This window comes from Pseudoalteromonas ostreae (genome assembly GCF_018069805.1).
GTDB lineage: Bacteria > Pseudomonadota > Gammaproteobacteria > Enterobacterales > Alteromonadaceae > Pseudoalteromonas > Pseudoalteromonas ostreae.
The window spans coordinates 110,378-135,352 of the sequence record NZ_JAGPYN010000007.1 but is presented as its reverse complement, the minus strand read 5'-3'; the positions used below and the strand labels follow the sequence as shown (position 1 = coordinate 135,352).

At 39.4% G+C, this 24,975-nt stretch carries 29 protein-coding genes; 17 read left to right on the top strand and 12 right to left on the bottom strand.

Annotation, left to right across the window (positions count from 1 at the left end):
* Positions 1-9: 9 nt before the first annotated feature.
* Both J7338_RS07570 and J7338_RS07565 read right to left on the bottom strand, forming a co-directional pair.
* Positions 10-966 carry an acetoacetate decarboxylase family protein gene (locus J7338_RS07570; protein ID WP_210796484.1) on the bottom strand — a complete coding sequence of 319 codons (957 nt, stop codon included), beginning with the start codon at positions 964-966 and terminating at the stop codon, positions 10-12.
* A gap of 69 nt (positions 967-1,035) precedes the next feature.
* Complete coding sequence (locus tag J7338_RS07565) at positions 1,036-1,587, bottom strand: dienelactone hydrolase family protein (RefSeq protein WP_210796483.1); 552 nt, start codon at positions 1,585-1,587, stop codon at positions 1,036-1,038.
* A gap of 407 nt (positions 1,588-1,994) precedes the next feature.
* On the opposite strand from J7338_RS07565, the gene J7338_RS07560 reads away from it, so the two are divergent.
* On the top strand, positions 1,995-2,138 hold the full coding sequence (locus J7338_RS07560; protein ID WP_182717921.1) for a hypothetical protein: 144 nt from the start codon (positions 1,995-1,997) through the stop codon (positions 2,136-2,138).
* A 125-nt stretch (positions 2,139-2,263) separates the two neighbouring features.
* Positions 2,264-3,121 (top strand): TIGR02285 family protein, encoded by an 858-nt coding sequence (locus J7338_RS07555; protein WP_210796482.1) that lies wholly within the window; start codon positions 2,264-2,266, stop codon positions 3,119-3,121.
* Between the two features lie 32 nt (positions 3,122-3,153).
* Here the strand turns inward: J7338_RS07555 and J7338_RS07550 are convergent, their stop codons facing one another.
* The 7 genes from J7338_RS07550 to rnm form a co-directional block, all read right to left on the bottom strand.
* Positions 3,154-3,732, bottom strand: a complete 579-nt coding sequence (locus J7338_RS07550) for a YceI family protein (protein ID WP_210796481.1) — start codon at positions 3,730-3,732, stop codon at positions 3,154-3,156.
* Positions 3,733-3,735: 3 nt separating this feature from the next.
* Complete coding sequence (locus tag J7338_RS07545; protein WP_210796480.1) at positions 3,736-4,290, bottom strand: cytochrome b; 555 nt, start codon at positions 4,288-4,290, stop codon at positions 3,736-3,738.
* 207 nt (positions 4,291-4,497) lie between these two features.
* Positions 4,498-4,923, bottom strand: a complete 426-nt coding sequence (locus J7338_RS07540) for a hypothetical protein (RefSeq protein ID WP_210796479.1) — start codon at positions 4,921-4,923, stop codon at positions 4,498-4,500.
* Positions 4,924-5,030: 107 nt separating this feature from the next.
* A complete protein-coding gene (locus tag J7338_RS07535; protein ID WP_228732942.1) occupies positions 5,031-5,273 on the bottom strand; it encodes a T6SS effector amidase Tae4 family protein in 243 nt (80 codons plus the stop codon).
* A gap of 141 nt (positions 5,274-5,414) precedes the next feature.
* A complete protein-coding gene (locus tag J7338_RS07530; RefSeq protein ID WP_210796477.1) occupies positions 5,415-6,248 on the bottom strand; it encodes a segregation and condensation protein A in 834 nt (277 codons plus the stop codon).
* A gap of 15 nt (positions 6,249-6,263) precedes the next feature.
* On the bottom strand, positions 6,264-6,884 hold the full coding sequence (locus J7338_RS07525; RefSeq protein ID WP_145233655.1) for an L-threonylcarbamoyladenylate synthase: 621 nt from the start codon (positions 6,882-6,884) through the stop codon (positions 6,264-6,266).
* Positions 6,877-7,734, bottom strand: coding sequence for an RNase RNM (gene rnm / locus J7338_RS07520; protein ID WP_210796476.1), 858 nt, complete (start codon positions 7,732-7,734; stop codon positions 6,877-6,879). Before rnm ends, J7338_RS07525 begins: the two co-directional genes overlap by 8 nt.
* Positions 7,735-8,158: 424 nt before the next feature.
* Between rnm and J7338_RS07515 the strand changes: the two genes are divergently transcribed.
* The 6 genes from J7338_RS07515 to trpA are packed head-to-tail and all read left to right on the top strand — an operon-like array spanning position 8,159 to position 14,804.
* Entirely contained in the window at positions 8,159-9,727 is a 1,569-nt protein-coding gene (locus J7338_RS07515) for an anthranilate synthase component 1 (RefSeq protein WP_210796475.1), read from the top strand.
* 1 nt (position 9,728) lies between these two features.
* Positions 9,729-10,346 carry an aminodeoxychorismate/anthranilate synthase component II gene (locus J7338_RS07510; protein ID WP_210796474.1) on the top strand — a complete coding sequence of 206 codons (618 nt, stop codon included), beginning with the start codon at positions 9,729-9,731 and terminating at the stop codon, positions 10,344-10,346.
* Positions 10,347-10,399: 53 nt separating this feature from the next.
* The gene (gene trpD / locus J7338_RS07505; RefSeq protein WP_415837817.1) at positions 10,400-11,428 is read left to right on the top strand and encodes an anthranilate phosphoribosyltransferase; all 1,029 of its coding nucleotides are present in this window, start codon (positions 10,400-10,402) and stop codon (positions 11,426-11,428) included.
* Complete coding sequence (gene trpCF, locus J7338_RS07500; protein WP_210796472.1) at positions 11,421-12,785, top strand: bifunctional indole-3-glycerol-phosphate synthase TrpC/phosphoribosylanthranilate isomerase TrpF; 1,365 nt, start codon at positions 11,421-11,423, stop codon at positions 12,783-12,785. Before trpD ends, trpCF begins: the two co-directional genes overlap by 8 nt.
* A gap of 7 nt (positions 12,786-12,792) precedes the next feature.
* Positions 12,793-13,977, top strand: coding sequence for a tryptophan synthase subunit beta (gene trpB / locus J7338_RS07495; RefSeq protein WP_210796471.1), 1,185 nt, complete (start codon positions 12,793-12,795; stop codon positions 13,975-13,977).
* On the top strand, positions 13,974-14,804 hold the full coding sequence (gene trpA / locus J7338_RS07490; protein WP_210796470.1) for a tryptophan synthase subunit alpha: 831 nt from the start codon (positions 13,974-13,976) through the stop codon (positions 14,802-14,804). The genes trpB and trpA overlap by 4 nt, the downstream gene beginning before the upstream one ends.
* 59 nt (positions 14,805-14,863) lie before the next feature.
* On the opposite strand, the gene J7338_RS07485 is transcribed toward trpA, so the two are convergent.
* A complete protein-coding gene (locus J7338_RS07485) occupies positions 14,864-15,133 on the bottom strand; it encodes an HU family DNA-binding protein (protein WP_210796469.1) in 270 nt (89 codons plus the stop codon).
* Positions 15,134-15,308: 175 nt separating this feature from the next.
* On the opposite strand from J7338_RS07485, the gene J7338_RS07480 reads away from it, so the two are divergent.
* Together J7338_RS07480 and J7338_RS07475 are read left to right on the top strand one after the other, a co-directional pair.
* Positions 15,309-15,902, top strand: a complete 594-nt coding sequence (locus J7338_RS07480; protein ID WP_210796468.1) for an inner membrane-spanning protein YciB — start codon at positions 15,309-15,311, stop codon at positions 15,900-15,902.
* 60 nt (positions 15,903-15,962) lie between these two features.
* The gene (locus tag J7338_RS07475) at positions 15,963-16,604 is read left to right on the top strand and encodes a CPBP family intramembrane glutamic endopeptidase (RefSeq protein WP_210796467.1); all 642 of its coding nucleotides are present in this window, start codon (positions 15,963-15,965) and stop codon (positions 16,602-16,604) included.
* A gap of 67 nt (positions 16,605-16,671) precedes the next feature.
* Here J7338_RS07475 and J7338_RS07470 read toward each other — a convergent pair whose 3' ends face one another.
* Positions 16,672-18,096, bottom strand: coding sequence for a sodium-dependent transporter (locus J7338_RS07470; protein ID WP_210796466.1), 1,425 nt, complete (start codon positions 18,094-18,096; stop codon positions 16,672-16,674).
* Between the two features lie 317 nt (positions 18,097-18,413).
* On the opposite strand from J7338_RS07470, the gene J7338_RS07465 reads away from it, so the two are divergent.
* From J7338_RS07465 to J7338_RS07445, 5 genes are all read left to right on the top strand, one after another.
* Entirely contained in the window at positions 18,414-18,716 is a 303-nt protein-coding gene (locus tag J7338_RS07465) for a YciI family protein (RefSeq protein ID WP_210796465.1), read from the top strand.
* A 218-nt stretch (positions 18,717-18,934) separates the two neighbouring features.
* Positions 18,935-19,198, top strand: coding sequence for a PepSY domain-containing protein (locus J7338_RS07460; RefSeq protein WP_210796464.1), 264 nt, complete (start codon positions 18,935-18,937; stop codon positions 19,196-19,198).
* A 3-nt stretch (positions 19,199-19,201) separates the two neighbouring features.
* Positions 19,202-19,876: a response regulator transcription factor gene (locus J7338_RS07455; protein WP_210796463.1), complete on the top strand. Its 675-nt coding sequence runs from the start codon at positions 19,202-19,204 to the stop codon at positions 19,874-19,876.
* Positions 19,870-21,210: an ATP-binding protein gene (locus tag J7338_RS07450; RefSeq protein ID WP_210796462.1), complete on the top strand. Its 1,341-nt coding sequence runs from the start codon at positions 19,870-19,872 to the stop codon at positions 21,208-21,210. The genes J7338_RS07455 and J7338_RS07450 overlap by 7 nt, the downstream gene beginning before the upstream one ends.
* Positions 21,197-21,634, top strand: a complete 438-nt coding sequence (locus tag J7338_RS07445; protein WP_210796461.1) for a hypothetical protein — start codon at positions 21,197-21,199, stop codon at positions 21,632-21,634. Before J7338_RS07450 ends, J7338_RS07445 begins: the two co-directional genes overlap by 14 nt.
* Here the strand turns inward: J7338_RS07445 and J7338_RS07440 are convergent.
* On the bottom strand, positions 21,627-22,667 hold the full coding sequence (locus J7338_RS07440) for an AI-2E family transporter (RefSeq protein WP_210796460.1): 1,041 nt from the start codon (positions 22,665-22,667) through the stop codon (positions 21,627-21,629). The genes J7338_RS07445 and J7338_RS07440 overlap by 8 nt on opposite strands.
* A gap of 134 nt (positions 22,668-22,801) precedes the next feature.
* Here J7338_RS07440 and J7338_RS07435 point away from each other — a divergent pair, with 134 nt between their 5' ends.
* Both J7338_RS07435 and J7338_RS07430 read left to right on the top strand, forming a co-directional pair.
* Positions 22,802-23,695, top strand: a complete 894-nt coding sequence (locus J7338_RS07435; protein WP_210796459.1) for a TIGR01777 family oxidoreductase — start codon at positions 22,802-22,804, stop codon at positions 23,693-23,695.
* A 98-nt stretch (positions 23,696-23,793) separates the two neighbouring features.
* A complete protein-coding gene (locus J7338_RS07430; RefSeq protein ID WP_210796458.1) occupies positions 23,794-24,966 on the top strand; it encodes a GGDEF domain-containing protein in 1,173 nt (390 codons plus the stop codon).
* Positions 24,967-24,975 lie beyond the last annotated feature (9 nt).

Below are 24,975 nucleotides of genomic sequence, written 5' to 3'. Positions count from 1 at the left end.
AATGGATCCTTACTTAGGGAGTATTTGTGTAGCTTGAAGTTGGTCAAAGTCCATCTTTATATAAAATGGCAAGTACACAGCTTGCGATCCGAGCTGTAAACCAAACATTTGCGCTAAAGGAAAACTATCTAGTTGCTGTAAATGTAACTGATAAGCACCACTGAGTAGCTTAAATTGATGGATTTTTTTTATTTCTGAAGGAGAGTGCATTACAGCTTGGTAGACAGCCTTATCGCCTTGTCCATCAGGAAATTGCTTAAATAATATTTGATCCATCTGAGGATTCACAAAACCCTGCAACAGCTGCTTTAACAGCGAAAGATCAATGCCAATATGATCCCCATCAAACAAATTTGCGACATGCTCGCCAAAGTCTTCTAATACTGATAACACACCATCGCTTTGCGTCTTGACGTTTTTGGTAACTGAAAATAAATGCTGTGATTGTAATTTTGAAGTTGGTGAAAAATGCTTAAAACAATCCAGCGAAACTGAAAAATCAGTCACATTACTTACCGAGCTAGGCATCTGATAATCACATAAATATTTATTGTAACCCCATGTTTCTCTTCCGTTTATTAATGCGTAGACATTATTAACGCAAATAAATGCCGGATACCAATAAAGGTGGGTAATATCTTCATCATTGCCTTGCTTTTCTACTTTTGCAACCGGTAGCCAAATAATAATATCAGTTTCTTGCATCCAGCCGTGATCACTAAAGGGTGGTGTTAATGAGGCAATTTTTTCTATATCAGTAAAAGTCAACAAGGCATATTCGCCTATACCTTTAAAATATAACTCATTCGTTGCAACAATATTAAGCGTTGTATCGATATACTCTTGAACCTTATCCTGATCTATTTTTGTAAAAAAACCATACATGTTTGCATTAGTCATTCGACATGGTGGCTTTGCAACAGGGTTTGATAAAAAGTGACTATAAGGAGGTAGTTGTGCGGTCATGATTTATAATTATTTTGTTGAATAAAGAAATAAGTATAGCCAAAATTTATCACAAGGTAATAATTTAAGTTAATTATTTTCAGTGCTCAGATATTGGCTATATTGTTGATAACCAAAGCTATCAAAACATTTTGACAAGGGATTCATAAACCCATGACCGTAGTCTACTTGCTGGCATTGCACTTTAATTTGCTGCTCTAAACAAGCGATCACAGGATGAATATCAAAGTGTGCTTCTTGCTTTGCAAAAATAAATTCGCACGCCACGTTGGCTGGCAAATCTAGATAATGACGAACTTGATTTGGATAAAATGCCACTAATTTTTTTATCTGTGAATTTTTCACAATTGCTTGGCTACGCCATGCAGCTGTTCCACCGGCACTAAAACCAATTAACGTAGTTGGTTCTGCTACTCTACTTAGAATAATATTAAGCTTGTTAAAATAATTATCGTGACCACATGCTGTGATAAAAAAATCATACTGTGACTGCTCATCACTCACTGACTGTAATTGCCCATCGTAAGGATCAACAATAATGCTTTTAGCGGTAAATTGCTTTGCAAAGTTACTCAAATGAGCCGTTTTTCCAAAAATATCACTAACAATAATGTATTTCATAGCCAAATCTTATTATTTACATTTAAATTACTGCACAACAGTTAAAATACAGCAGTTAAAATGCAATGACCAGAATAAAAATAATGCTTGCTTAAATGAAACGACTGGAATATACTGATTTCTTGGCTATAAAAAAGCCTCGCGGTTAACCTCTACCCTGATCCAGTAAGCCCCGCAAAACGTATATTATAGAGCTAAGTTATTGTACGGCGAGAACCCCAATTCAGACTACGGCATATTTTTAAATATAGTCGCATAAATGTCATAAAGATCGTCAACACTGTAATGAAGCTAAACACAACATGGTCTATCTAATTGTGCTTTGAAAGCTAATAAAGAAATTAGCGCACATTAAAGATAACAAGAAAAAAGTGAGTTTTATTATGTCTTATAGTTACAACGGATCTATGATCCAAATCGCACACCCAGTGCAATCAATTTCAGTAAATAAACAACGTGTTATTTTTTCTGATACACAAGGTTTAAAAAATACCTTATTTACAAAAGCAAGTGACGCACGTCAATTTGTTAAATGGTTAAAAGCCAATTAATCAATACTGATTTGCTTCCTCGCAATTAAAATGACGCCAGCTAATGCTGGCGTTTTGCTTTTTTAAGCTAACTATTTTACAACTGCTACACTTAATTTATTAATAATTTATCTGTGGTTGAATTAATGCATTATTCCTTTAGTTATGCTTTTTTATCATTGTTAATTAGCACTCCTTTACATGCTAAAACAATTGATTGGATAGTCACTGACTTTGCCCCTTATTATATTTTTAACGATCGATATGCAGGGACTGGCCGCGATGAAGGTGTTATTGGCTTATTAGAACAACAGCTTCCTGACTATACATTCACCCGTACTATTTTCCCATCAAGCCGCACAATACCGGAGCTATCTAAGCCAAATCATACCTACTGTATGCTCTCTCTCTACAAAAGCCCAGATCGCGAGCAACACATTAGCTTTAGTGGACAGACTTCGACGGTTGGCTTATCTCCTTCTATTGCTATTCACAAAGAGCTTGTGCAACACCTTAAGCTTAATACAAATGCGCCAGTATCATTAAAAACCCTACTCAATAAATACCAACTTACACTGGGTATCTCTATGAACCGCTCATACGGTAAAACTATTGATAAAGTAATTAATAATAGTGCCGATGCATCCATAATTATTCGCCCCGGGCAAGATACCTTAGCTAGCTTGACCTATATGTTAAAGAAAAAGCGCATTGATGTTCTATTGGGCTACCCAAGCGAACATTACTATTTAGCAAAATCGATGGGGTTTGAAGATGAGTTAGTGCAATTACCTCTGACCGAAGCTTCGGATCTGAGCTATGGCTATATCGGTTGTACTAATACAGAACTAGGTATTTCACAAGTTGAAGCATTAAATGCAGCACTGAAAAAAATAAAACAACAACCCGCCTACCATGAAGTGTTATTACGTTGGTTACCAAATAATTTAAAACCGTTACTAGAGCAACGTTTAAAAGCAAACAAAAACGCCTCAACTGAATGAGGCGTCTTCAATATACTAAATTGAAAGTGATATTATTTACGGACACCTTCAATATACAAACCAATATCAACATATGTTGATGCAGGACCTAAGTTGTAATCAATACCATAGTCAGCAAGTTTTAAGCTAGTTTCGCCTTCAAAACCAACACGATAACCACCCCATGGATCTTTACCTTCACCAATTTTATCAATTTCAAAGGTAATTGTTTTTGTAACGCCGTGTAGAGTAAATTCACCTGTCACGTCAGCTTCATCGCCATTTTCATCAAATTTGATTGATGTGCTTTTGAATGTAGCTTTTGGGAATTTATCAACATTTAAAAAGTCACCACCGCGTAAATGCTTATCACGCTCAGCATGGTTTGAATCGATACTTTTAGTATCAATGTTTACCATGATTTGTGACGCATTCGGGTTGGCTGAGTCATAACTAAAACTACCTTCAAAAGTATTAAAGCGACCATGCAACCAGCTGTAACCTAAATGCTTAATTTTAAAATTTACAAATGCGTGGGCACCTTGAGTGTCAATAACATAATCTGCAGCGTGTGCAGTATTAGCACCAAACAATGTTGCTGCTACTGCAGCTGAAAGTAATATTTTTTTCATTTATTAATCATCCTTTTGTGGTTTTATCATTCTAACTAAGGTTTTATCTTTATCGATAAAGTGATGTTTTAAGGCCCCTAGAGCATGTAAAACCACTAATCCAATGAGGCTACATGCCACATAGTAGTGAACTTTACCTGCAATATCTGCTTGATTAGCTACTGTAAAATCAATTGCGGGAATACTAAATAAGGTAAACACCTCAATTGCACGACCATCCGCAGTAGAAATCAAATACCCTGAAATCACAATGACGCTAAGCAGTAGATATAAAAATATATGCACTGTATGCGCTACATTATTTAACACTTTACTGCTGCACGCTACTGGCTCAGGCTGCGTACCCAATGCACGCCAAGCAAAGCGAAATATTAATAACGCCACCAGCGTAATTCCGACACTTTTGTGCAAATCTAAAGAACCTTTATACCAACTATCATAGTATGTGAGTTCAACCATGTATAAACCAAGGCCAAACAAACCAATTACCATTGCAGCCATTAACCAATGTAATGCAATTGCAACAACACCATACGAAGATTTTGTGTTTTTAAACATGTTTACTTACTCCGCGATCCAATAACAACAGCATAGCCCGTCCCCAGATAAAAGAAAATAGCGATAAATAAACAAGGTGTGTGCGTATATGCACAGGAGGAGGCAAATATTCAAATTCGAGTTATTTACGAAATTGAAATGAAAAAAATAGTTAATCGAGAGTGACTGGCTCACCCTCTATTCATTATGACCCTAATTAAAATAAGGCTATACAGACTCTTTTAAAAAATCTAAATAGATTTTTTCATCTAAGCCGATACGTGGGCAAGTTAAGCCTTTATCACGCACTGTTGAGCTAGTGAGTTTATTATCGCTAATAAAAATAGCTTGTGATTGTAACGTACACCCATCTTCAGCTTTTACTGACCATCTAGATAACTCATCTATAGACGCCGGTGCCCCTGCAATAATATAAACCCTTACATCTTCATACAGAAAAAAGTTATGGCCTTTATTATCTGCTTTTACCAAAGAACAAGGAGCTGTTAATTGAAGCTTAATACTTTGTTTACCTTTACTAACTATGCACTTTTCAGAGTCTAATTTTACATCAACCTTGACACATGCAACCAACATAAACGAAGTTAATAAACTTAATAGCCGTATTTTTAAACCAATATTTCCCAAAACCATACTTGATCTCCCAAATTAAGCCAATCTGCATCACCACCTTTTAAATATTCCCCATCCCATAAGTCAATGTGATCGGTACTGCCCCAACCGTTCATAATAAAAATAATTCATTTTCTACCCTTTAATACAGCCAAAGCACCTCCTTTAATTACTTCTTTAGTACCAAATGAAGAGCTTCTTGGAGAAGAAATCAAGTTGGCTAACTCTTGTGCAGCAAGAATATGTTTTGGGCTATGTTTCAAACCAGGGTAACATCGTCGCTGTGGGTACATCGTATCAAAAGATGAAGTATCGACACCTGCTTTTTCCAATGCTACTCCCATACGGATTGCACATTGATTTTTAAACAGACTTTTATCGCATGGGTGGTTTGGGTAAGGATGGGCATCTCATAGGGCATTGAACTTTAATAACATATCATTAATTCCTTTTAAATTTATTGATGAATGACAAATAGACTCACCACATTATAGAAGCTGATGGAAATCACTTTAATTATTTTCAACTAAACCTATGTATATCTGCGTTGTGGGTTCAACTTGCAAACACGTGATCAGGTTTTCTTTAATCAGTTCTAGCATAGCAATAAAGCTAACCACTACACCACTTCGGCCTTCGTCAAAAGTGAATAAGTCAATGAAAGGAAGTTGCGTGCCGGCTGTCGATAACTTTTGCAAAATTAAACTCATTCTTTCGCGAGTTGATAAAGCTTCTGCGGTTATTTGATGATGCTCAAAAGTTTTAGCTCGCGCCATCACATCACTGAGCGCAAATAGTAAATCCTTTAAATCAACATCAGGGAGTAAAAGTGTCTGTTCATTCTGCTCTGGCGCTAAAGCCTCAGCAATATAGATATCGCGGCCAACTCGGGGCACTTCATCAAGGTTTTCCGCCGCTTTTTTAAATTGTTCGTATTCTTGCAAACGACGAATCAGTTCTGCGCGCGGATCTTCTTCCTCCTCAAGTTCTTCGTGTTTTGGTAATAACAAACGCGACTTTATTTGTGCTAGTAACGCCGCCATCACCAAATATTCACCAGCAAGCTCCAATTGAAACTCGGTCATCATTTCAACATAACGGACGTATTGTTCAGTAATGCTAAAAATCGACAATTCCAGAATATCTAACTTATGTTTTTTTATTAAATATAGTAATAAATCAAGTGGCCCTTCAAAGGTTTCTAAAATAACTTCTAGAGCGTCTGGCGGAATATACAAATCTTCCGGGGTATTCATTACTTCTTTGCCATGCAAAAAAGCCAGCGGCAACTTTTGTTGCGCCGGCTCTCGTATTTGAGCTACATCATCAGTATGCAGTTCGTTCATGCTTTATTGGCGTAGTTATTCAAATGGAGCTGTATCGCCACAGCCTACACGCAGCACCTCAACAGTATCTTCTGACAGGTCGATTACTGTGGTTGCTTGCTCTGCTAAATAGCCGCCATGAATAATTAAATCAACTTGATTACCTATGCGATCGCGTATCTCATCCGGATCAGACTCAGTAAACTGCTCACCGGGTAAAATTAATGAACACGACATCAATGGCTCACCTAACTCGGCTAACAATGCGCAGGTAATTGGATGTTCTATTACACGAATACCAATGGTTTTTTTCTTGTCGTTTAACAAACGTTTTGGTACTTCTTTAGTGCCTTTAAAGATAAACGTATAAGGCCCGGGAGTATTGTTTTTAATTAATCTAAACAGTTGGTTATCTACTCGTGCATAAGTAGAAAGCTCAGATAGATCACGACATACTAAGGTAAAGTTATGGTGTTTTTCAATACCACGAATGCGCTCAATACGCTCTTTTGCTTGTTTGTTACCTAAATTACAGCCTATTGCATAGCCTGAATCGGTTGGGTATACCACCACACCACCTTGTTTGATAATGTCGACCGCTTGATTAATTAAGCGTGGTTGTGGATTATCTGGATGAATATGAAAAAAATCACTCATTTAGTTCTCCTGTTTGCTCTTCCCAAGTTTGCCAAACGCCTTGGCAATCTTTTGGCAAATATAAGTTTTTTCCTAATTCTAGCCAACTAGTAGGAAAATGAAAATCAGATCCTTGCGAACACAGTAAATCGTACTCGCGGCTTAATTCGCCTAAAAACTGTCGCTCACTTGGTGCTTGTTGCGGCTGCGCAACTTCCATTGCATCGCCACCGGCATCTTTAAACTGACTCAATAATTTGCGCAGCCATTTATTTGACATTTGATAACGCCCTGGGTGGGCAATCACAGCAACACCACCTGCTGCATGAATGGCGGCAATGGCGGTTTGCATATCACACCAATCGCTCGGTACGTAACCCGTTTTAGCGCGGCCAAGGTATTTTTTAAATACCCCAGGAATTGTGGTAGCAACGCCACGAGCAATCAGTGCTCTTGCATAATGTGCACGGGTAATTTGTGCATCTGCGGCAAGCTCTTGCGCTTGTTGATAAATGCCATCAAAGCCATTTTTCTCTAAACGACGACCAATCTCGATTGCTCTATCAGCACGTTTTTGCTGTTGGATAGTCAATAAGCTGGTCAGTGTTGACTCGTCAATATCTACGTTTAATGCCACAATGTGGATCTCAAAACTTTCCCACTTAGTGGAAATTTCAACCCCTGATATCAAGGTTAATGGTAGAGATTCGCTTTCTATATATGCTTGTGCAGGTTTAACCGCAGCAGTGGTGTCGTGATCAGTGATCGCAAACACATCTATATTTTTTTCAACTGCACGCAATAATAATTGCTCAACAGTTAATTGCCCGTCAGAATGTGTGGTATGACTGTGTAAATCGTATTTTATCAAAAGAGAAGACTGCTCATATTAAATGTGCGAAAGTTGTTATTAAGTATAACAAAATTTTTTAATAAATTGTTTTAAATAAATACTTGACACTAACGCCGTTGATACGGTTTACTGTAGTCACTTGAGACACATATAGAACTACTAACAATGATCAATTCAATCCAAAACACTATCTGGTGGTGGCACTCGTAAATTATCGGGTGACGAATTGTCGTGTCTAACACATTCTAAACCCGCTTATTGCGGGTTTTTTTATATTTAAATTTTAGGGTAACAAACATGAATAACGTAGCAACTTTTACACATCATTGGTGGTGGCGCCTGGTATAGCGGGACAGTAATGGTCTATCTGAAACATAGGTATCGTTATTCAAACCCCGCATAGCTTAGCTTGCGGGGTTTTATTTTTTTGAGGGAATGAGGTTTGATTTTTAGTCATATAACAACAACGCCAGGTGAAGTTACTAGCATCACCGAAGTGCGAGAATATATACATAGCCCATTGGCACTATATGGATTGCTTGATAAAAATAATTCATTACTCTTAGAGTCAGCAGAAATTGATTCTAAAGACAGTGTCAAAAGTTTAATTTTGGTAGATTGTGCACTAAAAATAATCTGCACAGGTAAAACAGTCACAGTAACGGCGCAATCTAATAATGGTCAGCAATTACTGCCTTATTTACAAACTAAATTAGAAAACTGCCATACTCAATTAAACAAGCAAACTCTCAGCATCGAATATCAAGGTATCGATCATAATATTGATGAAGCCTCAAAGCTGATTGCCGATAATGCTTTTAGTGCCTTGCGCTGTTGTATAAATAGTATCAGCAGCACCACAAACAATCCATTTTCGTTATTTTTAGGCGGTGTGTTTGCTTACGACATGGTAGCCAACTTTGAACAACTGAGTGATGTACCGGATGGAGAAAATAGCTGTCCTGATTACGTATTTTATTTAGCTGAAACCTTAGTGGTAATTGATCACCAAGCTAAAACAACTGAGCTGATTGGTAACGTTTTTAATGGCCCTGATGTGCATGCAAACTGTTTTGAAGTGGGTAAAAAGCTCGAACGTTTAAATACCTTATGCGACCAAGCCGACAACTATAGTGCGCAGAAAAGTGCTGGCAGCAGTGACGTCAGTGTTGATATTAGTGACGAGCTCTATTGCCAACAGGTCAATAGTTTGAAAAAACACATTGTCGATGGCGATATTTTTCAAGTTGTACCATCGCGTACCTTCTCGTTAGCTTGCGCTAACCCACTACATGCCTACAGCCAACTAAAAAAACAAAATCCAAGCCCGTACATGTTTTATATGCGCGACAGTGAATTTGCGCTATTTGGTGCCTCTCCTGAGTCAGCTTTAAAGTTTTGTGCTAAATCACAACAAGTTGAAGTATACCCAATTGCTGGAACTCGCCCGCGAGGAAAGTTTGCTAATGGCCAAATTAATCCAGATTTAGACAGTCGTATTGAACTGGAACTGCGCAATGACCAAAAAGAGCGTGCTGAGCATTTAATGTTAGTTGATTTAGCCCGAAATGACGTAGCTCGTATCAGTGTCCCAGGAACTCGCCACGCAAAAGAGCTATTAAAGGTCGACCGTTATTCGCAAGTAATGCATTTAGTATCACGGGTAGTGGGCACTTTAAAGCCTGAACTTGATGCCCTACACGCTTACCAAGCTTGCATGAATATGGGCACCTTAGTCGGCGCCCCGAAAGTCAGCGCTGCTGAATTGGTTCGTCAAACCGAAGATAAGCGACGTGGTAGTTACGGGGGTGCGGTAGGTTATTTAACCGGTGACGGCGCCATGGACAGTTGCATTGTTATTCGCTCGGCCTTTGTTAAAAATAATACCGCGTATGTACAAGCCGGTGCCGGAGTTGTGTTTGACTCAGACCCTCAATCTGAAGCCAATGAGACTCGTGCTAAAGCACAAGCAGTTATTACAGCCATTCAATCGACGTACCAAGGACACTAAAATGAGTGAAAACATCAACAACTTAACGGACTTAAAAATCTACTTTTTAGATAATTTTGATTCATTTAGTTATAACTTAGTCGATGAACTTTCTATGTTAGGCAGCGATTTAGTGGTATATCGTAACAACATAGACGCGCAGGTGATTTATGACAAAATGTGTGCGGAAACTAAACCAGTGATTTTAGTACTGTCGCCGGGCCCTGGCACCCCCACTGCGGCGGGCTGTTTAATGGCATTGATTGAACTATGCAAAGGCCGTTTTCCAATGTTGGGGATTTGCCTTGGTCAACAAGCACTAACACAAAGTTATGGCGGTATTATTGGCCATGCTGGAGAAACCGTTCATGGTAAGTCATCAATCATTGAGCTTAGTGAGCACCCAGTATTTGCAGGTATGAGTGAACGTATGCCTGTGGCACGTTATCATTCACTGATGGCCACGAAAGTACCCGACAGTGTTGCAGTGATAGCCCACTATGAGTCAATACCGATGGCAATTTATCATCGTGACGATAAAGCCCTTGGCTATCAATTTCATCCTGAGTCTATTTTGACGCCTAATGGCGCCGCGCTACTTCAACAAAGTATGCAATTTTTAGCCAGTGCACAGCAGTAGAGGATAGTATGTCAGTAAACCAACAATCAGCCCATGAAGCGAGTATTGGCTCTATGATTGATGTGTTATTAACGCAAACATCATTAAGCTTTAGTCAAAGCCAACTGTTATTTGATGCCATTATGCAAGGCAAAGTAAATGACATCGAACTGGCAGCCATCTTAGTGGCACTGAAAATAAAAGGTGAAGTAAGCGACGAAATCGCAGGAGCTGCCGCATCGATGCGTGCTAATGCGATACCTTTTATTACTCACTTAACAAACCTTGTCGATAGTTGTGGCACAGGCGGCGATGGCTCAAACACTATTAACATTAGCACCACCGCCGCCATCGTTGCCGCAGCTTGCGGTATAAATATAGTCAAACACGGTAATCGCAGTGTTTCGAGTAACTCCGGCTCCGCTGATTTACTCAAAGCATTGGGCATCAATATAGACATGAACCCAGCACACGCAGCGCAGTGTTTAGAGCAAACCGGCTTTACATTCTTGTTTGCTCCGCATTATCACAGCGGCGTACGCCATGCTATGGGTGTGCGAACGACCTTAAAAACCCGTACTATTTTTAATATTTTAGGTCCATTGGTAAATCCAGCCGCGCCCGATGTGCAATTATTGGGGGTATATGATGAAAGTTTATGTTTAGCGATGGCACACACCTTAAAAACGTTAGGTACACCGCGCGCAATGGTTGTTCATGGCTCGGGCACCGATGAAATAGCCTTGCATGGTGAAACGACCGTCGTAGAGCTTAACAACGGAAAAATCAGCCAGTACACACTTACCCCTGCTGATTTTGGTCTTGCAAACTATTCACTTGAACAACTTACCGGTGAAGGGCCAGAATATAACGCCAAGGCTAGCATGGCTGTTTTAGCTGGTAACGGCACCGACGCGCACAATGCGGCCATTATTGTTAACGTTGCTGCGTTGCTTTATTTAACCAATAAAGCCGACGATTTTAAAAGTGCCGCGATGCAAGTTAAAGAGGTTTTACAAAGCGGCCGTGCATTGAATACCTTAAATGCCATTGTCATAAGCAGTAATAAAGAATACACAAACTCCGAGGTAAGTAATGGCTAATGTATTAGACAAAATAGTTGCAGATAAAAAAATAGAGCTCATTGAGCGTAAATCCAAGCGCCCTCTTGAGAGTTTTAAGCATCAAGCAATCCCCACAAATCGTGATTTTTATAAAGCCCTTGCAGCGCCAGGTACGCAATTTATTTTGGAATGCAAAAAAGCATCACCGTCAAAAGGCCTTATTCGTGAACCGTTTGATTTAGCCGAGATCACCCATATTTATAAAAACTATGCTAGCTGCATCAGTGTGTTAACCGATGAAAAATATTTTCAGGGTAGTTTTGATTATCTCGAATTTGTGCGCAGCCAAGTAGAGCAACCACTGATCTGTAAAGATTTCTTTATTGATGAATACCAAATTTATATGGCGCGTATTTATGGTGGTGATGCCATTTTATTAATGTTGTCAGTTCTTGATGACGAGCAATATCAAAAACTTGCTGCAGTAGCAAAAAGCCTACATATGGCTATTCTAACCGAAGTAAGTAATGAGCAAGAAGTGCATCGTGCGCTTGCTCTTGATGCACAGATCATCGGTATTAATAACCGTGATTTACGTGATTTAAGTACCAATTTAGCCACTACCGAACAGCTACGTAAACATATTCCTGATAACACAGTGGTTATTTCAGAATCAGGTATTTACACTCATCAAGATGTGAAACGCCTTGCACCTATGTGTAATGGCTTTTTAATCGGTAGCTCACTGATGGCTGAGCGTGATTTAGAGCGCGCTTGTCGAAGCGTAATTTTAGGTGAAAACAAAGTGTGTGGCTTAACCCGTAGCCAAGATGCCGTTGCCGCTTATAAAAGTGGTGCCGTATATGGCGGGCTCATTTTTGCGCCTAAATCACCTCGCTATGTTGACCTAGATCGCGCCTTACAAATCACCCAAAGTGCCCCACTTGCTTTCGTTGGTGTATTTGTAAACGCCAGCATTAAAGATGTGGCAGATCACGCGCAAAGCTTAAAACTTGCAGCTGTACAATTACATGGTCAAGAGGATCAAAGCTATATTAACCAGTTACGTCCCTTGCTACCAAGCCGCTGCCAGATTTGGAAAGCGCAAGCTGTAAAGGATAGCTTGCCAGCACCTGTCAATGGCGTTGATCGCCACTTATACGATACTCACAGCGATACGCAAGCTGGCGGTACTGGTAAGACCTTTGATTGGGCAATACTCAAAGAGACTAAGCAGCCATTTATGCTTGCTGGTGGCTTAAACCCAGAAAATATTCAAGGTGCATTATATCAAGGTGCGCATGGACTCGACCTAAATTCAGGGGTTGAGCAAAGCGCCGGTAAAAAATGCCCAAACAAATTAAATGATGCATTTATCAGCATCCGTAAATATTGAGGTTAATATGAATAATCCAGCTTATTTCGGCGAATTTGGCGGCATGTTTGTCCCCGAATTGCTAGTTCCTGCGCTAAAGCAACTAGAAAACGAGTTTAATAAATCACAAACAGATGCTGCATTTCAGGCTGAGTTTGAAAAGTTACTTAATGAATATGCTGGCCGTCCTACGCCGCTGACATTAACGCGTAACTTAATTAAAAACCCAAAAGTAAAATTATACTTAAAGCGTGAAGATCTACTGCATGGCGGTGCCCATAAAACGAACCAAGTATTAGGCCAAGCATTATTAACTAAGCGCATGGGCAAAAAAGAAGTCATCGCCGAAACTGGTGCTGGCCAACACGGGGTTGCCACGGCGCTTGCCTGCGCACTGTTGGGTTTAAAATGCCGTATTTACATGGGTGCTAAAGATGTTGAACGTCAGCAGCCAAACGTATTTAGAATGAAATTAATGGGCGCTGAAGTGATCCCGGTTACTGCAGGCTCTGGCACATTAAAAGATGCTGTAAATGAGGCGCTACGAGACTGGTCTGCTAATTACAAAGAAGCGCATTACTTACTTGGCACAGCGGCAGGCCCACACCCTTTTCCAACCATGGTTCGTGAGTTCCAAAAAATGATTGGTGAAGAAGCGAAGCAGCAAGTATTAAAAGCTGAAGGTCGCCTACCTGATGCGGTGCTTGCTTGTGTAGGCGGTGGCTCTAATGCCATTGGTATGTTTACAGATTTTATTGACGAGCCAAGTGTGAAACTCATTGGTGTAGAGCCCGCTGGCAAAGGGCTTGATACTCATGAGCATGGTGCAACAATCTGTAAAGGAACCAAAGGTATTTTGCACGGTACTTATACCTATATTATGCAAAATGATGATGGCCAGATTGAGGAATCATACTCTGTCTCAGCGGGTCTTGATTACCCTGCTGTCGGCCCACAACATGCATTTTTGCATGAAACTGGCCGTGCGCAATATGTCGGTATTACAGATACCGAAGCATTAGAAGCATTCCAATTATTGGCTAAAAACGAAGGTATTATTCCTGCGCTTGAATCAAGCCATGCCCTTGCTTATGCATTACAGTATGCAGAGCAGCAAACTGAAGAGTCAATTTTAATAGTGAACTTAAGTGGTCGGGGCGACAAAGACTTATCACACGTTATGGATGTACTTTCTAAAGGAGAGCAGTTATGAGTCAGGCAGCAATTCAAAAAACAGACCGCTACGGTAAAATGTTCGCCCGTTTAAGCGAGCAAAATCAAGGTGCATTTGTACCGTTTGTTACCATTGGCGATCCAAATAAAGAACTGAGCGTTGAAATAATCAAAAGCTTAATTGATGGCGGCGCCGATGGCTTAGAACTGGGTATTCCATTTTCAGACCCAATAGCAGATGGCCCAGTTATTCAAGCTGCCAATATTCGCGCCCTTAAAGTAAATATAAATACCCAAGATTGCTTTGATATCATCAAGCAAGTACGCCAATACAATGCTGATATCCCAATTGGTTTATTGTTGTATTCGAACTTAGTGTTTAAACGCGGTTTAGAGGCTTTTTACCAAGATGCTAAAGCCGTCGGCGTTGACTCAATTCTAGTTGCAGATGTGCCGCTTCATGAATCTAAAATGTTTCGCAAAGCGGCAATGAGTAACGGTATTGACCCAATTTTTATAGCCACGCCTAACGCACCTGATGACACTTTACGCGAATGTGCCTCTTATGGCCGTGGTTATACTTATTTGCTATCTCGTGCGGGTGTAACAGGCACAGAAACTAAAGTGCAAATGCCAGCGACATCAATTATCACTAAACTAAAAGAATATCACAGCGCCCCTGCGTTATTAGGTTTTGGGATTTCAACCCCTGAAGATGTAAAAGCTGCACTTAATGCCGGTGCAGCGGGTGCTATATCAGGCTCGGCGGTAGTGAAGATTATTGAAGCCACCCAGAATAATCCTGATGCGATGCTCAGCGGTTTAAAAACGTTTGTGGCGAGTATGAAAGCGGCAACAGAACTTTAAGTTCACACTTCTAAATAAGAAAAGGGCCTGCTGCGGCCCTTTTCTGGTGATCAAACGCGTTAAAGACTCTCTTTCAACGCTTTTGCTGCTTTAAATACAGGCTTGTTAGCCCCTTCAATATCTATTGCCTCTCCCGTTTGCGGGTTACGTCCTTTACGTGCAGGATAATAACTTAACGCAAACGTGCCAAAGCCATTCACTTGCACTTGATCACCTTCTGATAATGATTTAGTGATAGCTGCAAGCATGCTTGATAAAGCTACTTGAGAATCTTTTTTAGTTAATTCACTATGTGCAGACATGGCACTAATTAGTTGTGCTTTATTCATAAAATGCTCCTAAAAATACCGCTTACTCAGTCACTGTTCAGCAGATTTTGGTAATGATTGAATACAAAGGCACGCAGGCTAAGGGTTAGTAACTACTAAGTCAACCTTGTAAAGAACATAATAAGTTGATACAACCTCTGCAACTATTTTTTGAATTTAAGTTTTTGGGCATTCTATGCATGCAATAATTGAGTTTATTCCGCTAATTTTATTTTTTGCGGTATTCAAGTTAGTTGATATTTACTGGGCAACAGCATTACTAATGGGCACCACTTTTCTGCAGGTCGCTTATTCTTATTTTAAAATAGGCAAAGTACCTACTCGCCAATGGTTGTTTTTTGCCATTGCCGTCATTTTAGGCACGCTTACACTGGTATTTCATGATGAACAATTTGTCAAATGGAAAGCCACTATCATCTATGCTGTGCTCTCATTAAGCTTATTGATCAGCCGCTACTTTCTGGGTAAAAATTTAGTTAAACAAGCACTCAGTGCCACTTTAAATAATGCATCAGACTCGGAGCAAGAAATTACCGTACCTGAGCCTCTTTGGGATAAGCTAAATATATTGTGGATAGCGATCACAGCGGGAATTTCAGCGTTAAACATCTATATCGCTTATAACTTTTCTCTCGATTTTTGGGTTAACTTTAAAGTATTTGGTTTAATGGGGATCACGTTTGTCAGTCTTTTTGCCACCATCATCATGCTGTATAAATATTTACCCGATGAAGATGAGCCCAAAGTCGTCGATAAAAAGCGCTCTTAATGTCATAAATATGTCGTCTTAGCTTGTTAGCCTATTATACAAAATCATGCTGAGACGACCTTGAACGCCAATCAATACCGCTGGTTTGAATTTATCCTTATATTTGTTTGTCTACCTTTGTTAGGTTTTTACCTTCGTGCTCACCTTGCTAATTGGTTGATCCCCGCGTTAATCGTGTTAATGAGTGTGTGCGGTATGCTGCTACTGGGCGATCCCCACTTTAAACGCTTTAGACTAACCAGCCTTGGGCAATTTTCCGCAGTAAAACGCCGACTGTTTAGTTTCTTTTTTATCGGCGCACTGTTTTCAGGGGTATTTTACGGCATCATTAATCAAGGTAATTGGTTTTTGCTACCCCGTAACTCTTTCCACGATTGGGTTATGTTGCTGGTATTGTATCCGTTATTATCAGTAGTGCCTCAAGAGTTAATATTTCGAACCTATTTTTTTCATCGTTATAAACGCATCATGCCAAAAAAAACGGTGCGTATAATTGTTAGCGCCACAGTATTTGCATTAGCGCATATTGTTTATGCTAATTGGGTAGCGCTACTGCTGGCATTTATAGGCGGGTTACTATTCTCATTTACCTACGCACAAAGTCGATCTACCTTTGTCTGTGTCATTGAGCATAGTTTATGGGGACTGTGGATGTTTACATTAGGAATAGGTCAGTACTTAGATTCGTCAACAATACCTTGACCCAAAAAAGCCGTGCTAATGATATTTAACACGGCTTAATTATGGGAAGCTCAATTAATTGTATTTATTAAAAACCGAAAATACTCATAGCAAAGAACTTGGTCGCCACTGTATTAACAAATATAATAACTAAAATTATCGGAATAAAAGTTGATAGCGAAAAATTAACGTATTTTTCTGTAAAACTACCAATATAACCTGGGCAACCTTGACTTAGCTCTTCACTTAAACGCACTTTTTTCCAGCGATACATCACGAATAAACACACCATTAAACCATTCAATGGTAAAATAGTGTCGTAAAATACGTCATACACAATGTCAAATAAGCTTTTAGACGCTCCGCCATAGTTAGTAAATGACGTTAATCCTTCAACCATACCAAACGACATAGTACATAGCACTGTCAGTAAACCTATGCTACCAGTTAAGATCAGTAATGCCAGTTTACGGCTGATGCCTTTACGATCACTTAGGGTTGCTGTTGGCACCTCAACGATAGAGACCAATGAGGTAATTGCAGCAAAAAAGACCAACAAGAAAAACACAAACGCGACAATTGATGCACCGACATAACCAATATCAGTTTGTAGCGCGAGTAAAATCTTTGGTAAAAACTCAAAAATCATCGACACAGATGAGTCAGACAATTTAGTAGGATCCGTATCAGGGTTAAAACTAAAGATAGCTGGTAACACCATAAGACCGGCAATAAACGCCACCAATGAATCAGTCAGAGCAACCATTTTTGCACTGCCAACTATGTTATCTTTTTTTGAGATGTATGAAGCGTAAGTCATCAATATACCCATGCCTAACGACAATGAGAAAAACGCTTGCGCTAATGCACCATTTAATACACTGGCATTCATTTTAGTAAAGTCAGGTATAATATAATACTTAACACCCGCTACCGCATTATCCAGTGTTAATACATAAATCACTAACGCAATTAATAACACGAATAGCGCTGGCATTAAAAATTTAGCTGCTTTTTCAATGCCTTGTTTAACACCACCGACTAAAATCAAGTTAACTATAATCGCGACTGCGGCCATATAACCAAACACGCTAGAGCTGTTAATAAATACCCCAAAACTTTTTGGATCAGCCAACATATCTAAGTTACCAATCGCAACTTGACTTAAGTAACCAAAAATCCAGACTGTAATAACCATGTAAAACACTGCAATCATAAACGGCGTTAATACTGCTAAAAAGCCAGCAAAACTCCACTTAGCATCATTACCTGATAATAACTTGTAAGAGCCTAGTGGATCTTTTTGTGCTTGGCGTCCCATTGCCATCTCAGCCATCATTACAGGTAAACAAATAAACACCACAAATAGCGCGTAAACAAGCAAAAAAGCACCACCACCATTTTTTGTTGCTGAGACTGGAAAACCAACCAAATTACCAATACCGACCGCAGAGCCTGCAGCTGCTAATATAAACCCGAGGCGGGAGCTAAAATGCTCACGAGTATCGCTCATTTAAAAACCTTTTTATTATTTTGTAACATTCAAGCGACTCTACCAGTGTTCTACTGGGCTTTTCAAGAAGATTCCACTTAAAAACATAATGACATTGGAAACCTCCCTGGTTGCGGCTCTTTTTAAGATTAAAATTCGTTCAAACTAACAGTGATTAAATTGCAGCATCAATTTATAGCTTCAAGAGTTAGCTTAATACAGCGTAAAGCTTTCGCGCTTTACAAACACTTTAAACTAGTCACAATTTATTCGCCTATTAATTTTGCTGTGCTAATATCTGCATAATTTAAATAATATTCAAATCCAGAGAACACACCATGTTGTATATGATTTACTCAACTGATGTTGAAAATAGCTTAGAGTTAAGAAAAGCCGCCCGTCCAGCTCATTTAGCACGCTTGCAAGAATTAGACGAGCAAGGCCGATTACTGACAGCAGGTCCATTACCTGCCATTGACAGCGCAGAACCAGCTGACGCTGGTTTTACTGGTTCATTAGTGATTGCAGAGTTTAGTTCATTAGAAGCAGCGCGAGAATGGGCAGCAGCAGATCCTTACGTAAACGCCGGTGTATATGAAAACTCACAAGTTAAACCGTTTAAAAAGGTTTTTCCAAGCTAAGTAAAACCAACAACCTACTAGGGTAATACTGTTTAAATGAACCCAATTTTAATGTATTGAGAATAAGACTTTGAGCCAAATCACAACAATTCAGTGTTTGTTCACCGGATGTTAATTAAACTCTGTTGCATTGAACCATCAAATTTAGTGATTTTTCACTTGAATTATAGCTACTTGGTTCATTAAACTATTCAGGTCTGGTTTAGGAGTTTCTCATCATGCGTACTGTGTTAGCTCTCAGCGTCGCCATCACTGTGTTATTTTCAAGTATTTTTTCGGTTAGTAGCCTAGCTGCGTCCCAAGTCAATAAAGCTGAGATCAATAAAAAACAAGCTGTTGAGCTTGCTAAAAAAGTCGAAGATGGTAAAACTCTTAAAATTACCGAATTTAACGATATTTATACTGTAAGAATATTAAAATCGGACGGCCATGTCGTCGACGTTCATGTCCATAAAAAGACCGGCGAAGTGAAGAAGGATTAAGAAATGCGAATTTTAGTAATTGAAGATGATTTACACTTAGCAGACAATCTGCGTAATGCATTAGAAAAAGAGCGCTATAGTGTCGATCTCTGTCATGATGGCGAAGCGGGTTTATTCCACATCACAGAATACCCTCTTGATATGGCAGTAGTTGATTTAGGCTTACCAAAAATTGACGGTATTGAACTTATCAATAAAGCCCGTGCACAAGGCATTACCATTCCTATTCTGATTTTAACAGCACGTGATCGTTGGCAAGACAAAGTTGAAGGACTTGATGCTGGTGCTGATGACTATTTAACTAAACCATTTCATGTTGAAGAGTTAATCGCGCGTTGTAACGCATTGATCCGCCGTAGCGCAGGTAAGGCAAACCCTGAAATGACGGCTGGTCCAATTAAAATTCACACCCGTTCACAACAAGTGTGGGTTGATGGGCGGGAGCTAAGTCTCACCGCATACGAATACAAAGTGCTTGAATATTTAATGGTTAATCCACAAAAAGTGATTTCTAAATCTGAGCTTACAGAGCACATATATGACCAAGACTTTGATTTAGATTCAAATGTAATCGAAGTATTCGTACTGCGCTTACGTAAAAAGCTTGACCCTGATGGTACTTTAAACCCAGTAGAAACACTACGCGGACGCGGTTACAGGCTTAAAAGTCAGTGGTAGCATCGCAAATACCGTTAAAAGTAAGGCAAGGATTTATCCTTGTCTTTGTTTTATTAGTCGCTTTACCTATTCTATTCTTCTCTATTGGTAAGGCGTACTATGCTTCATTAGTCGAAGCCACCGAAAAAACCCTCGAAGCCCATTTATATTCATTAATTTCAGAAGTCGATTTTACTGAACGCGGTATTATTATGCCAAGCACAATTTTAGCGCCAGAGCTAAACCGCTTAAATTCTGATACCTATGCAATGATTTATCGTGATGAGCAGCCTGTTTGGCATTCAGAGTCAGCGGTAAACGTTAACTTTGTGCCTGACGAACTAGAAACCAAAGCCGGCGCTGCCGATTTTCGTCGTGTGGAATATAAAAATACCGTGTACTGGCAATTAAGCCTCACTGTTATTTTAAATAACATTGACCAGTCAGAGCATGCCCGCTTTATTTTATTAAAACGCAACGATGCGCTGCTGCGCTTAATGGCTGGCTTTAAACAAACCCTTGTAAACTGGATGTATGTAATGGGTGTAGCCATTGCAGCTTTAATGGCAGTGGGTTTTGTGTGGAGCGCGCGGCCATTGCAGCGTCTGGATAAAGAAATAAAAGCCATTGAATCCGGTGATATTCAAGAAATTAAAGGACTTTACCCTGTTGAGCTACAAACCATAAAAGCCGATTTGAATTTATTGCTCGAAACTCAGCAACGCCAAAAAGAGCGCTACCGCGCCTCTTTAAGCGACTTAGCTCACGCACTTAAAACGCCACTTGCAGTACTAAAATCGAGCCCGCTTGCCAACGACACCGATGCCCAAGAGCAACTTGACCGTATAAATGTGATGATCGAACACCAATTAAAACGTGCCGCAACGGGCGCATCTGATACCTGGAAAAAACAAACAGCCATTAAACCGGTGCTCGATTCAATCCTCAATGCAATGAGTAAAGTTTACCGTGATAAAGATATTATTTTTACCCATGCGGTTAAAGACAAAGATTACTTTTTAGGTGACAAAACTGATTTACTCGAACTACTTGGTAACTTAATTGATAACGCCTGTAAAGCTTGTCGCTCACAGGTCGATATTCAAGTAATTCAGAAGAACCGTAACCTCACTATCGCCATCAGTGATGATGGACCCGGTGTCCCTATAGATAAACGCGAATCCTTACTTGCTCGAGGTACACGCTTAGACACCTACGAAAGTGGCCATGGCGTAGGAATGGCAATTGTGTCTGATTTAGTAAAGTCGTATCACGGTACTCTAACTATTTTAGATGCTAACATCTTGGGCGGCGCAAAATTTATTTTAGAGTTTAATTATAATGATAAAAAATAATCAGCTATCAATAAGTTGCACACTATTTTTACTATTTAGTGTGGCAACGCAAGCAACTGAACAATGTAGTTTAGTTGCTCAAGCAACTGAACAATGTAGTTTAGTTGCTCAAGCAACCCCTGATGAAGCAAAAAGCTATATTCAATGTTTAGATAAACAAATAGAGACCCTAACCCGTATTCAACAAACCTGGGTGAATAAAATCACCTTAGATTTAAACAATATTGAAGAAGAAACCGGCAACACACAGTTATTACCGATTTTTAAACGCAGCATGGCAAGTCAAAATAAATATTTAGAAGATAGCTGTAAGTGGCGTTATTTACAAAAGGTTCCCAACGGCACCCAAGCTGCAATTGTTTACAAACGTTGTGAAATACGTATTTTAGAACAACATATCACTGTATTGAAGCAGCCTATTTAGGCTGCTCCTCTAACTGCTCACCATTACCTAAAAGAGTCGCTAACCAACGCCCTTCATCACTGGTTTCTAGGGCTATTTTAACAATCATCGTCAGTGGCACCGATAACAACATACCTACCGTGCCAATCAGCCAGCCCCAAAAGATCAGTGATAAAAATACCACTAAGGTCGACAACCCTAATCCTTTGCCCATATATTTTGGCTCAACTATATTACCCATCACGGTATTAATAGTTAAATAACCTGCACCTACGATCCCTGCTACCAAGGGTCCTTGCGTGATCAACGCTAATAAAACAGCTGGGACAGCAGCAATAATAGAGCCAATATTAGGGATGTAATTAAACATAAATGCCATTACTCCCCATAACACAAAGTAATCTACGTTTAAGATCCACAGTAATAGCCCAGCTAATACACCTGTACCAACACTCACCACTGTTTTGATCGCTAAATAAGAGTTAATAGAATTTAAAAAACGGTCTATTTGCTGCATTTTCATATCAGGATCGTCTAATGCCATATGAATTTTATGACTGAGCATCGGCCCTTCAAAAAGCATAAATACCACTGTTAAAATAATTAAGAACAAATTTGCCATCACCCCACCTAAACCGGTCAGCATTCCGGTGGCAACATCAATCATTTTTCCTGGGTCGAACATTGATATGACTTGCTCTTTATTGAGCAAAATATTGTACTTGGCAGCAACATCAACCAACCAAATAAACTCATCCTGTAACTTACTTTTATATTCAGGTAAATGCTGTGAAAAGTCAGTTAATGATTGCCCGACTAAGCTGGCAAGGCTAATTCCTAAGCCAACTACCATCAGCATCACTAACATAATAGCGATGCCTTTAGGGATTTTGTAACGACCAAAAAAACTTAATAAAGGACTACAAATAATGGCAATAAATGCTGCAAGTACAAACGGAATGACAATTACACTTGCCGCTTTAATACCGGCTAAAGCAACCACCAACGCTGCAAAGATAACTAAACTTTTGTTTACCCCAGTTAAACTAGCCAAACTACAATCCTTTAAAATATAAACTGCAGCTAGTGTATGTGAAAAGTCTGTAAAATGAAATATTTGCAAAGTGATCAAAGCAGCCTACCCTACGTATAACCAATAAATAATTATTAAAAGAGTTTTATACTACTATGCATATCTTAATAACCGGCGCAACAGGCCTGATCGGTCGTCATTTGTGCCCTGAGCTGACCAAAGAACATCAATTGACGGTGCTCACCCGCAATCCTGCAAATGCGACAAAGCAGTTAGGTGAGAACATTCATGCTATCGACTCACTTACAGAAGTTGATTTTAACAATCTAGATTGCATTATCAATTTAGCTGGTGAACCCATCGTAAATAAACGCTGGAGTGACGAACAAAAACAGAGACTGCGAGACAGCCGTATTATGCTCACTCAACAAATTAGCGCTGCAATTTACCAATGCGATACACCGCCGCATACATTTATATCAGGCAGTGCGGTCGGATTTTACGGTCGCCAATCCACCAGCGTAATTGACGAAAGCTTTGTTGATGTGACCCCTGAATTTAGTCATCAACTATGCCATGATTGGGAACAAGCCGCCCTGCAAGCAGAATCTGTCAATACGCGAGTATGTTTATTACGTACTGGTATCGTTTTAGCTAACAATGGTGGTGTATTAGCCAAAATGTTACCGCCATTTAAATTAGCACTAGGAGGCCCTATTGCTGAAGGTCAACAAGGCATGTCATGGATACATATCGAGGATATGATTAACTTAATTGTGCATATCATCAATAATATGCACCTTCGTGGCGCAATTAATATGACAGCTCCAACACCTGTATCAAATAGCGAATTTAGTCAACGTTTAGGTAAAGTATTAAATCGACCAGCAAAAATAACTATGCCTGCATGGGTACTAAAATTAGTAATGGGTGAAATGGCAGATTTGCTGCTTTACGGACAATATGTACAACCAACTAAAGCACTTGATAGCAATTATTGCTTTCGTTATAAAAAATTAGACAGTGCACTTACAAACCTATTACAATAAACACAGTAATTTAATACTACCTTGCTATTTAAATACTAATACATAATAATTACAACAATAGTAACTAAAGCAGCTCGAGCAAATAAGGCAGATCCATAATGCTACATTTACCTACTGTGATGAGCATATCGTTACTTTTGAATGTCCTGATCGGTGGCTTTTTTTTTACCGTTTATAAGCATAAAAAACAACCTAGCTATTTATACTTAGGCGGGTCGTGTATGGTATTTGTGGCCGCGCAAATTTTAGCATGCCTGCGGATAGTCCTTGATAGCCCGTTTATTACGCACTATCTGGCTGATATGTGCATCATAATTAGTCCTATACTCGCTCTTATTGGTTTACAGAAAATAACAAGTCTTACTAAAAATACTAATCGGCACTTTTTAAGCTTAGTGATTGCCAGTGCAATTGTGTTACTACCAATCTATGCGATTACAGCAGGCCAATTAGTGACAAGCCTCGTTATTGCTACTCTCTTTATTTACGGCGCATACTTAGTTCATAAGATGAAATGCGTAGCACCAATGCAACAAAAAATCTTATTCGGTTGTTTTATTTGCCATTGTCTCATCATGTACATACAAGTATTTATGTTAGCGGCTCCTTTGGTTAGTAATTCTGTAACTGATTATAGTCTTTGGTTACAAGTAATTTTAGTAAGCCATATTATTCTAGCGACTGCTACAGCATTGGTATTGCCGTTTTTATTATTTGTAAATATTGAAGAAAATCTTCAGCGACTAGTCAATCACGATGTGCTCACCCGTCTCTTAAATCGGCGCGGTTTTTTTATGCAAGGTGAAAAACTCCTCAAACAAGGCGTTGCATACCAGCAATCATTTTCGGTAGTTATGATCGATATTGACTACTTCAAAAATGTTAATGATAAATATGGTCACAGCACAGGCGATACCGCTATTAAATGGATCGCGCAACATATCATGGCACAACTAAATGATAACGATATTGCTGCGCGAATTGGTGGTGAAGAGTTTGCTTTACTACTCCCAGATCAATCACTTAATCAAGCTCAAGTAACTGCACAAACCCTCTGTGATGCAATTAGAGGGCATAGCTTGCGGTTTAAAGGAAACACTATTGATTTATCAGTAAGCGTAGGAATTAGCAGTAGTTATGATGCCAATGTATCAATTAAAACATTGTTAGATCAAGCAGATAAACGCTTATATATTGCTAAAGCAAAAGGCCGTGATCAAGTGGTTATTTGTGATCAGCAAAACGACACTATTGCGAACAGTGTTATATAACCGAACTGT

What these genes read in the sequence shown, in the direction of transcription:
- J7338_RS07525 (WP_145233655.1), bottom strand. Translation starts at nt 6,884, where the DNA reads ATGAGTGATTTTTTTCATATTCATCCAGATAATCCACAACCACGCTTA.
- trpB (WP_210796471.1), top strand. Translation starts at nt 12,793, where the DNA reads ATGAATAATCCAGCTTATTTCGGCGAATTTGGCGGCATGTTTGTCCCC.
- J7338_RS07530 (WP_210796477.1), bottom strand. Translation starts at nt 6,248, where the DNA reads ATGAACGAACTGCATACTGATGATGTAGCTCAAATACGAGAGCCGGCG.
- J7338_RS07455 (WP_210796463.1), top strand. Translation starts at nt 19,202, where the DNA reads ATGCGAATTTTAGTAATTGAAGATGATTTACACTTAGCAGACAATCTG.
- J7338_RS07540 (WP_210796479.1), bottom strand. Translation starts at nt 4,923, where the DNA reads ATGGTTTTGGGAAATATTGGTTTAAAAATACGGCTATTAAGTTTATTA.
- J7338_RS07555 (WP_210796482.1), top strand. Translation starts at nt 2,264, where the DNA reads ATGCATTATTCCTTTAGTTATGCTTTTTTATCATTGTTAATTAGCACT.
- trpD (WP_415837817.1), top strand. Translation starts at nt 10,400, where the DNA reads ATGATTGATGTGTTATTAACGCAAACATCATTAAGCTTTAGTCAAAGC.
- J7338_RS07435 (WP_210796459.1), top strand. Translation starts at nt 22,802, where the DNA reads ATGCATATCTTAATAACCGGCGCAACAGGCCTGATCGGTCGTCATTTG.
- J7338_RS07550 (WP_210796481.1), bottom strand. Translation starts at nt 3,732, where the DNA reads ATGAAAAAAATATTACTTTCAGCTGCAGTAGCAGCAACATTGTTTGGT.
- J7338_RS07565 (WP_210796483.1), bottom strand. Translation starts at nt 1,587, where the DNA reads ATGAAATACATTATTGTTAGTGATATTTTTGGAAAAACGGCTCATTTG.
- trpCF (WP_210796472.1), top strand. Translation starts at nt 11,421, where the DNA reads ATGGCTAATGTATTAGACAAAATAGTTGCAGATAAAAAAATAGAGCTC.
- J7338_RS07560 (WP_182717921.1), top strand. Translation starts at nt 1,995, where the DNA reads ATGATCCAAATCGCACACCCAGTGCAATCAATTTCAGTAAATAAACAA.
- J7338_RS07460 (WP_210796464.1), top strand. Translation starts at nt 18,935, where the DNA reads ATGCGTACTGTGTTAGCTCTCAGCGTCGCCATCACTGTGTTATTTTCA.
- J7338_RS07430 (WP_210796458.1), top strand. Translation starts at nt 23,794, where the DNA reads ATGCTACATTTACCTACTGTGATGAGCATATCGTTACTTTTGAATGTC.
- J7338_RS07445 (WP_210796461.1), top strand. Translation starts at nt 21,197, where the DNA reads ATGATAAAAAATAATCAGCTATCAATAAGTTGCACACTATTTTTACTA.
- J7338_RS07470 (WP_210796466.1), bottom strand. Translation starts at nt 18,096, where the DNA reads ATGAGCGATACTCGTGAGCATTTTAGCTCCCGCCTCGGGTTTATATTA.
- J7338_RS07570 (WP_210796484.1), bottom strand. Translation starts at nt 966, where the DNA reads ATGACCGCACAACTACCTCCTTATAGTCACTTTTTATCAAACCCTGTT.
- J7338_RS07510 (WP_210796474.1), top strand. Translation starts at nt 9,729, where the DNA reads ATGAGTGAAAACATCAACAACTTAACGGACTTAAAAATCTACTTTTTA.
- J7338_RS07545 (WP_210796480.1), bottom strand. Translation starts at nt 4,290, where the DNA reads ATGTTTAAAAACACAAAATCTTCGTATGGTGTTGTTGCAATTGCATTA.
- J7338_RS07485 (WP_210796469.1), bottom strand. Translation starts at nt 15,133, where the DNA reads ATGAATAAAGCACAACTAATTAGTGCCATGTCTGCACATAGTGAATTA.
- trpA (WP_210796470.1), top strand. Translation starts at nt 13,974, where the DNA reads ATGAGTCAGGCAGCAATTCAAAAAACAGACCGCTACGGTAAAATGTTC.
- J7338_RS07465 (WP_210796465.1), top strand. Translation starts at nt 18,414, where the DNA reads ATGTTGTATATGATTTACTCAACTGATGTTGAAAATAGCTTAGAGTTA.
- J7338_RS07480 (WP_210796468.1), top strand. Translation starts at nt 15,309, where the DNA reads ATGCATGCAATAATTGAGTTTATTCCGCTAATTTTATTTTTTGCGGTA.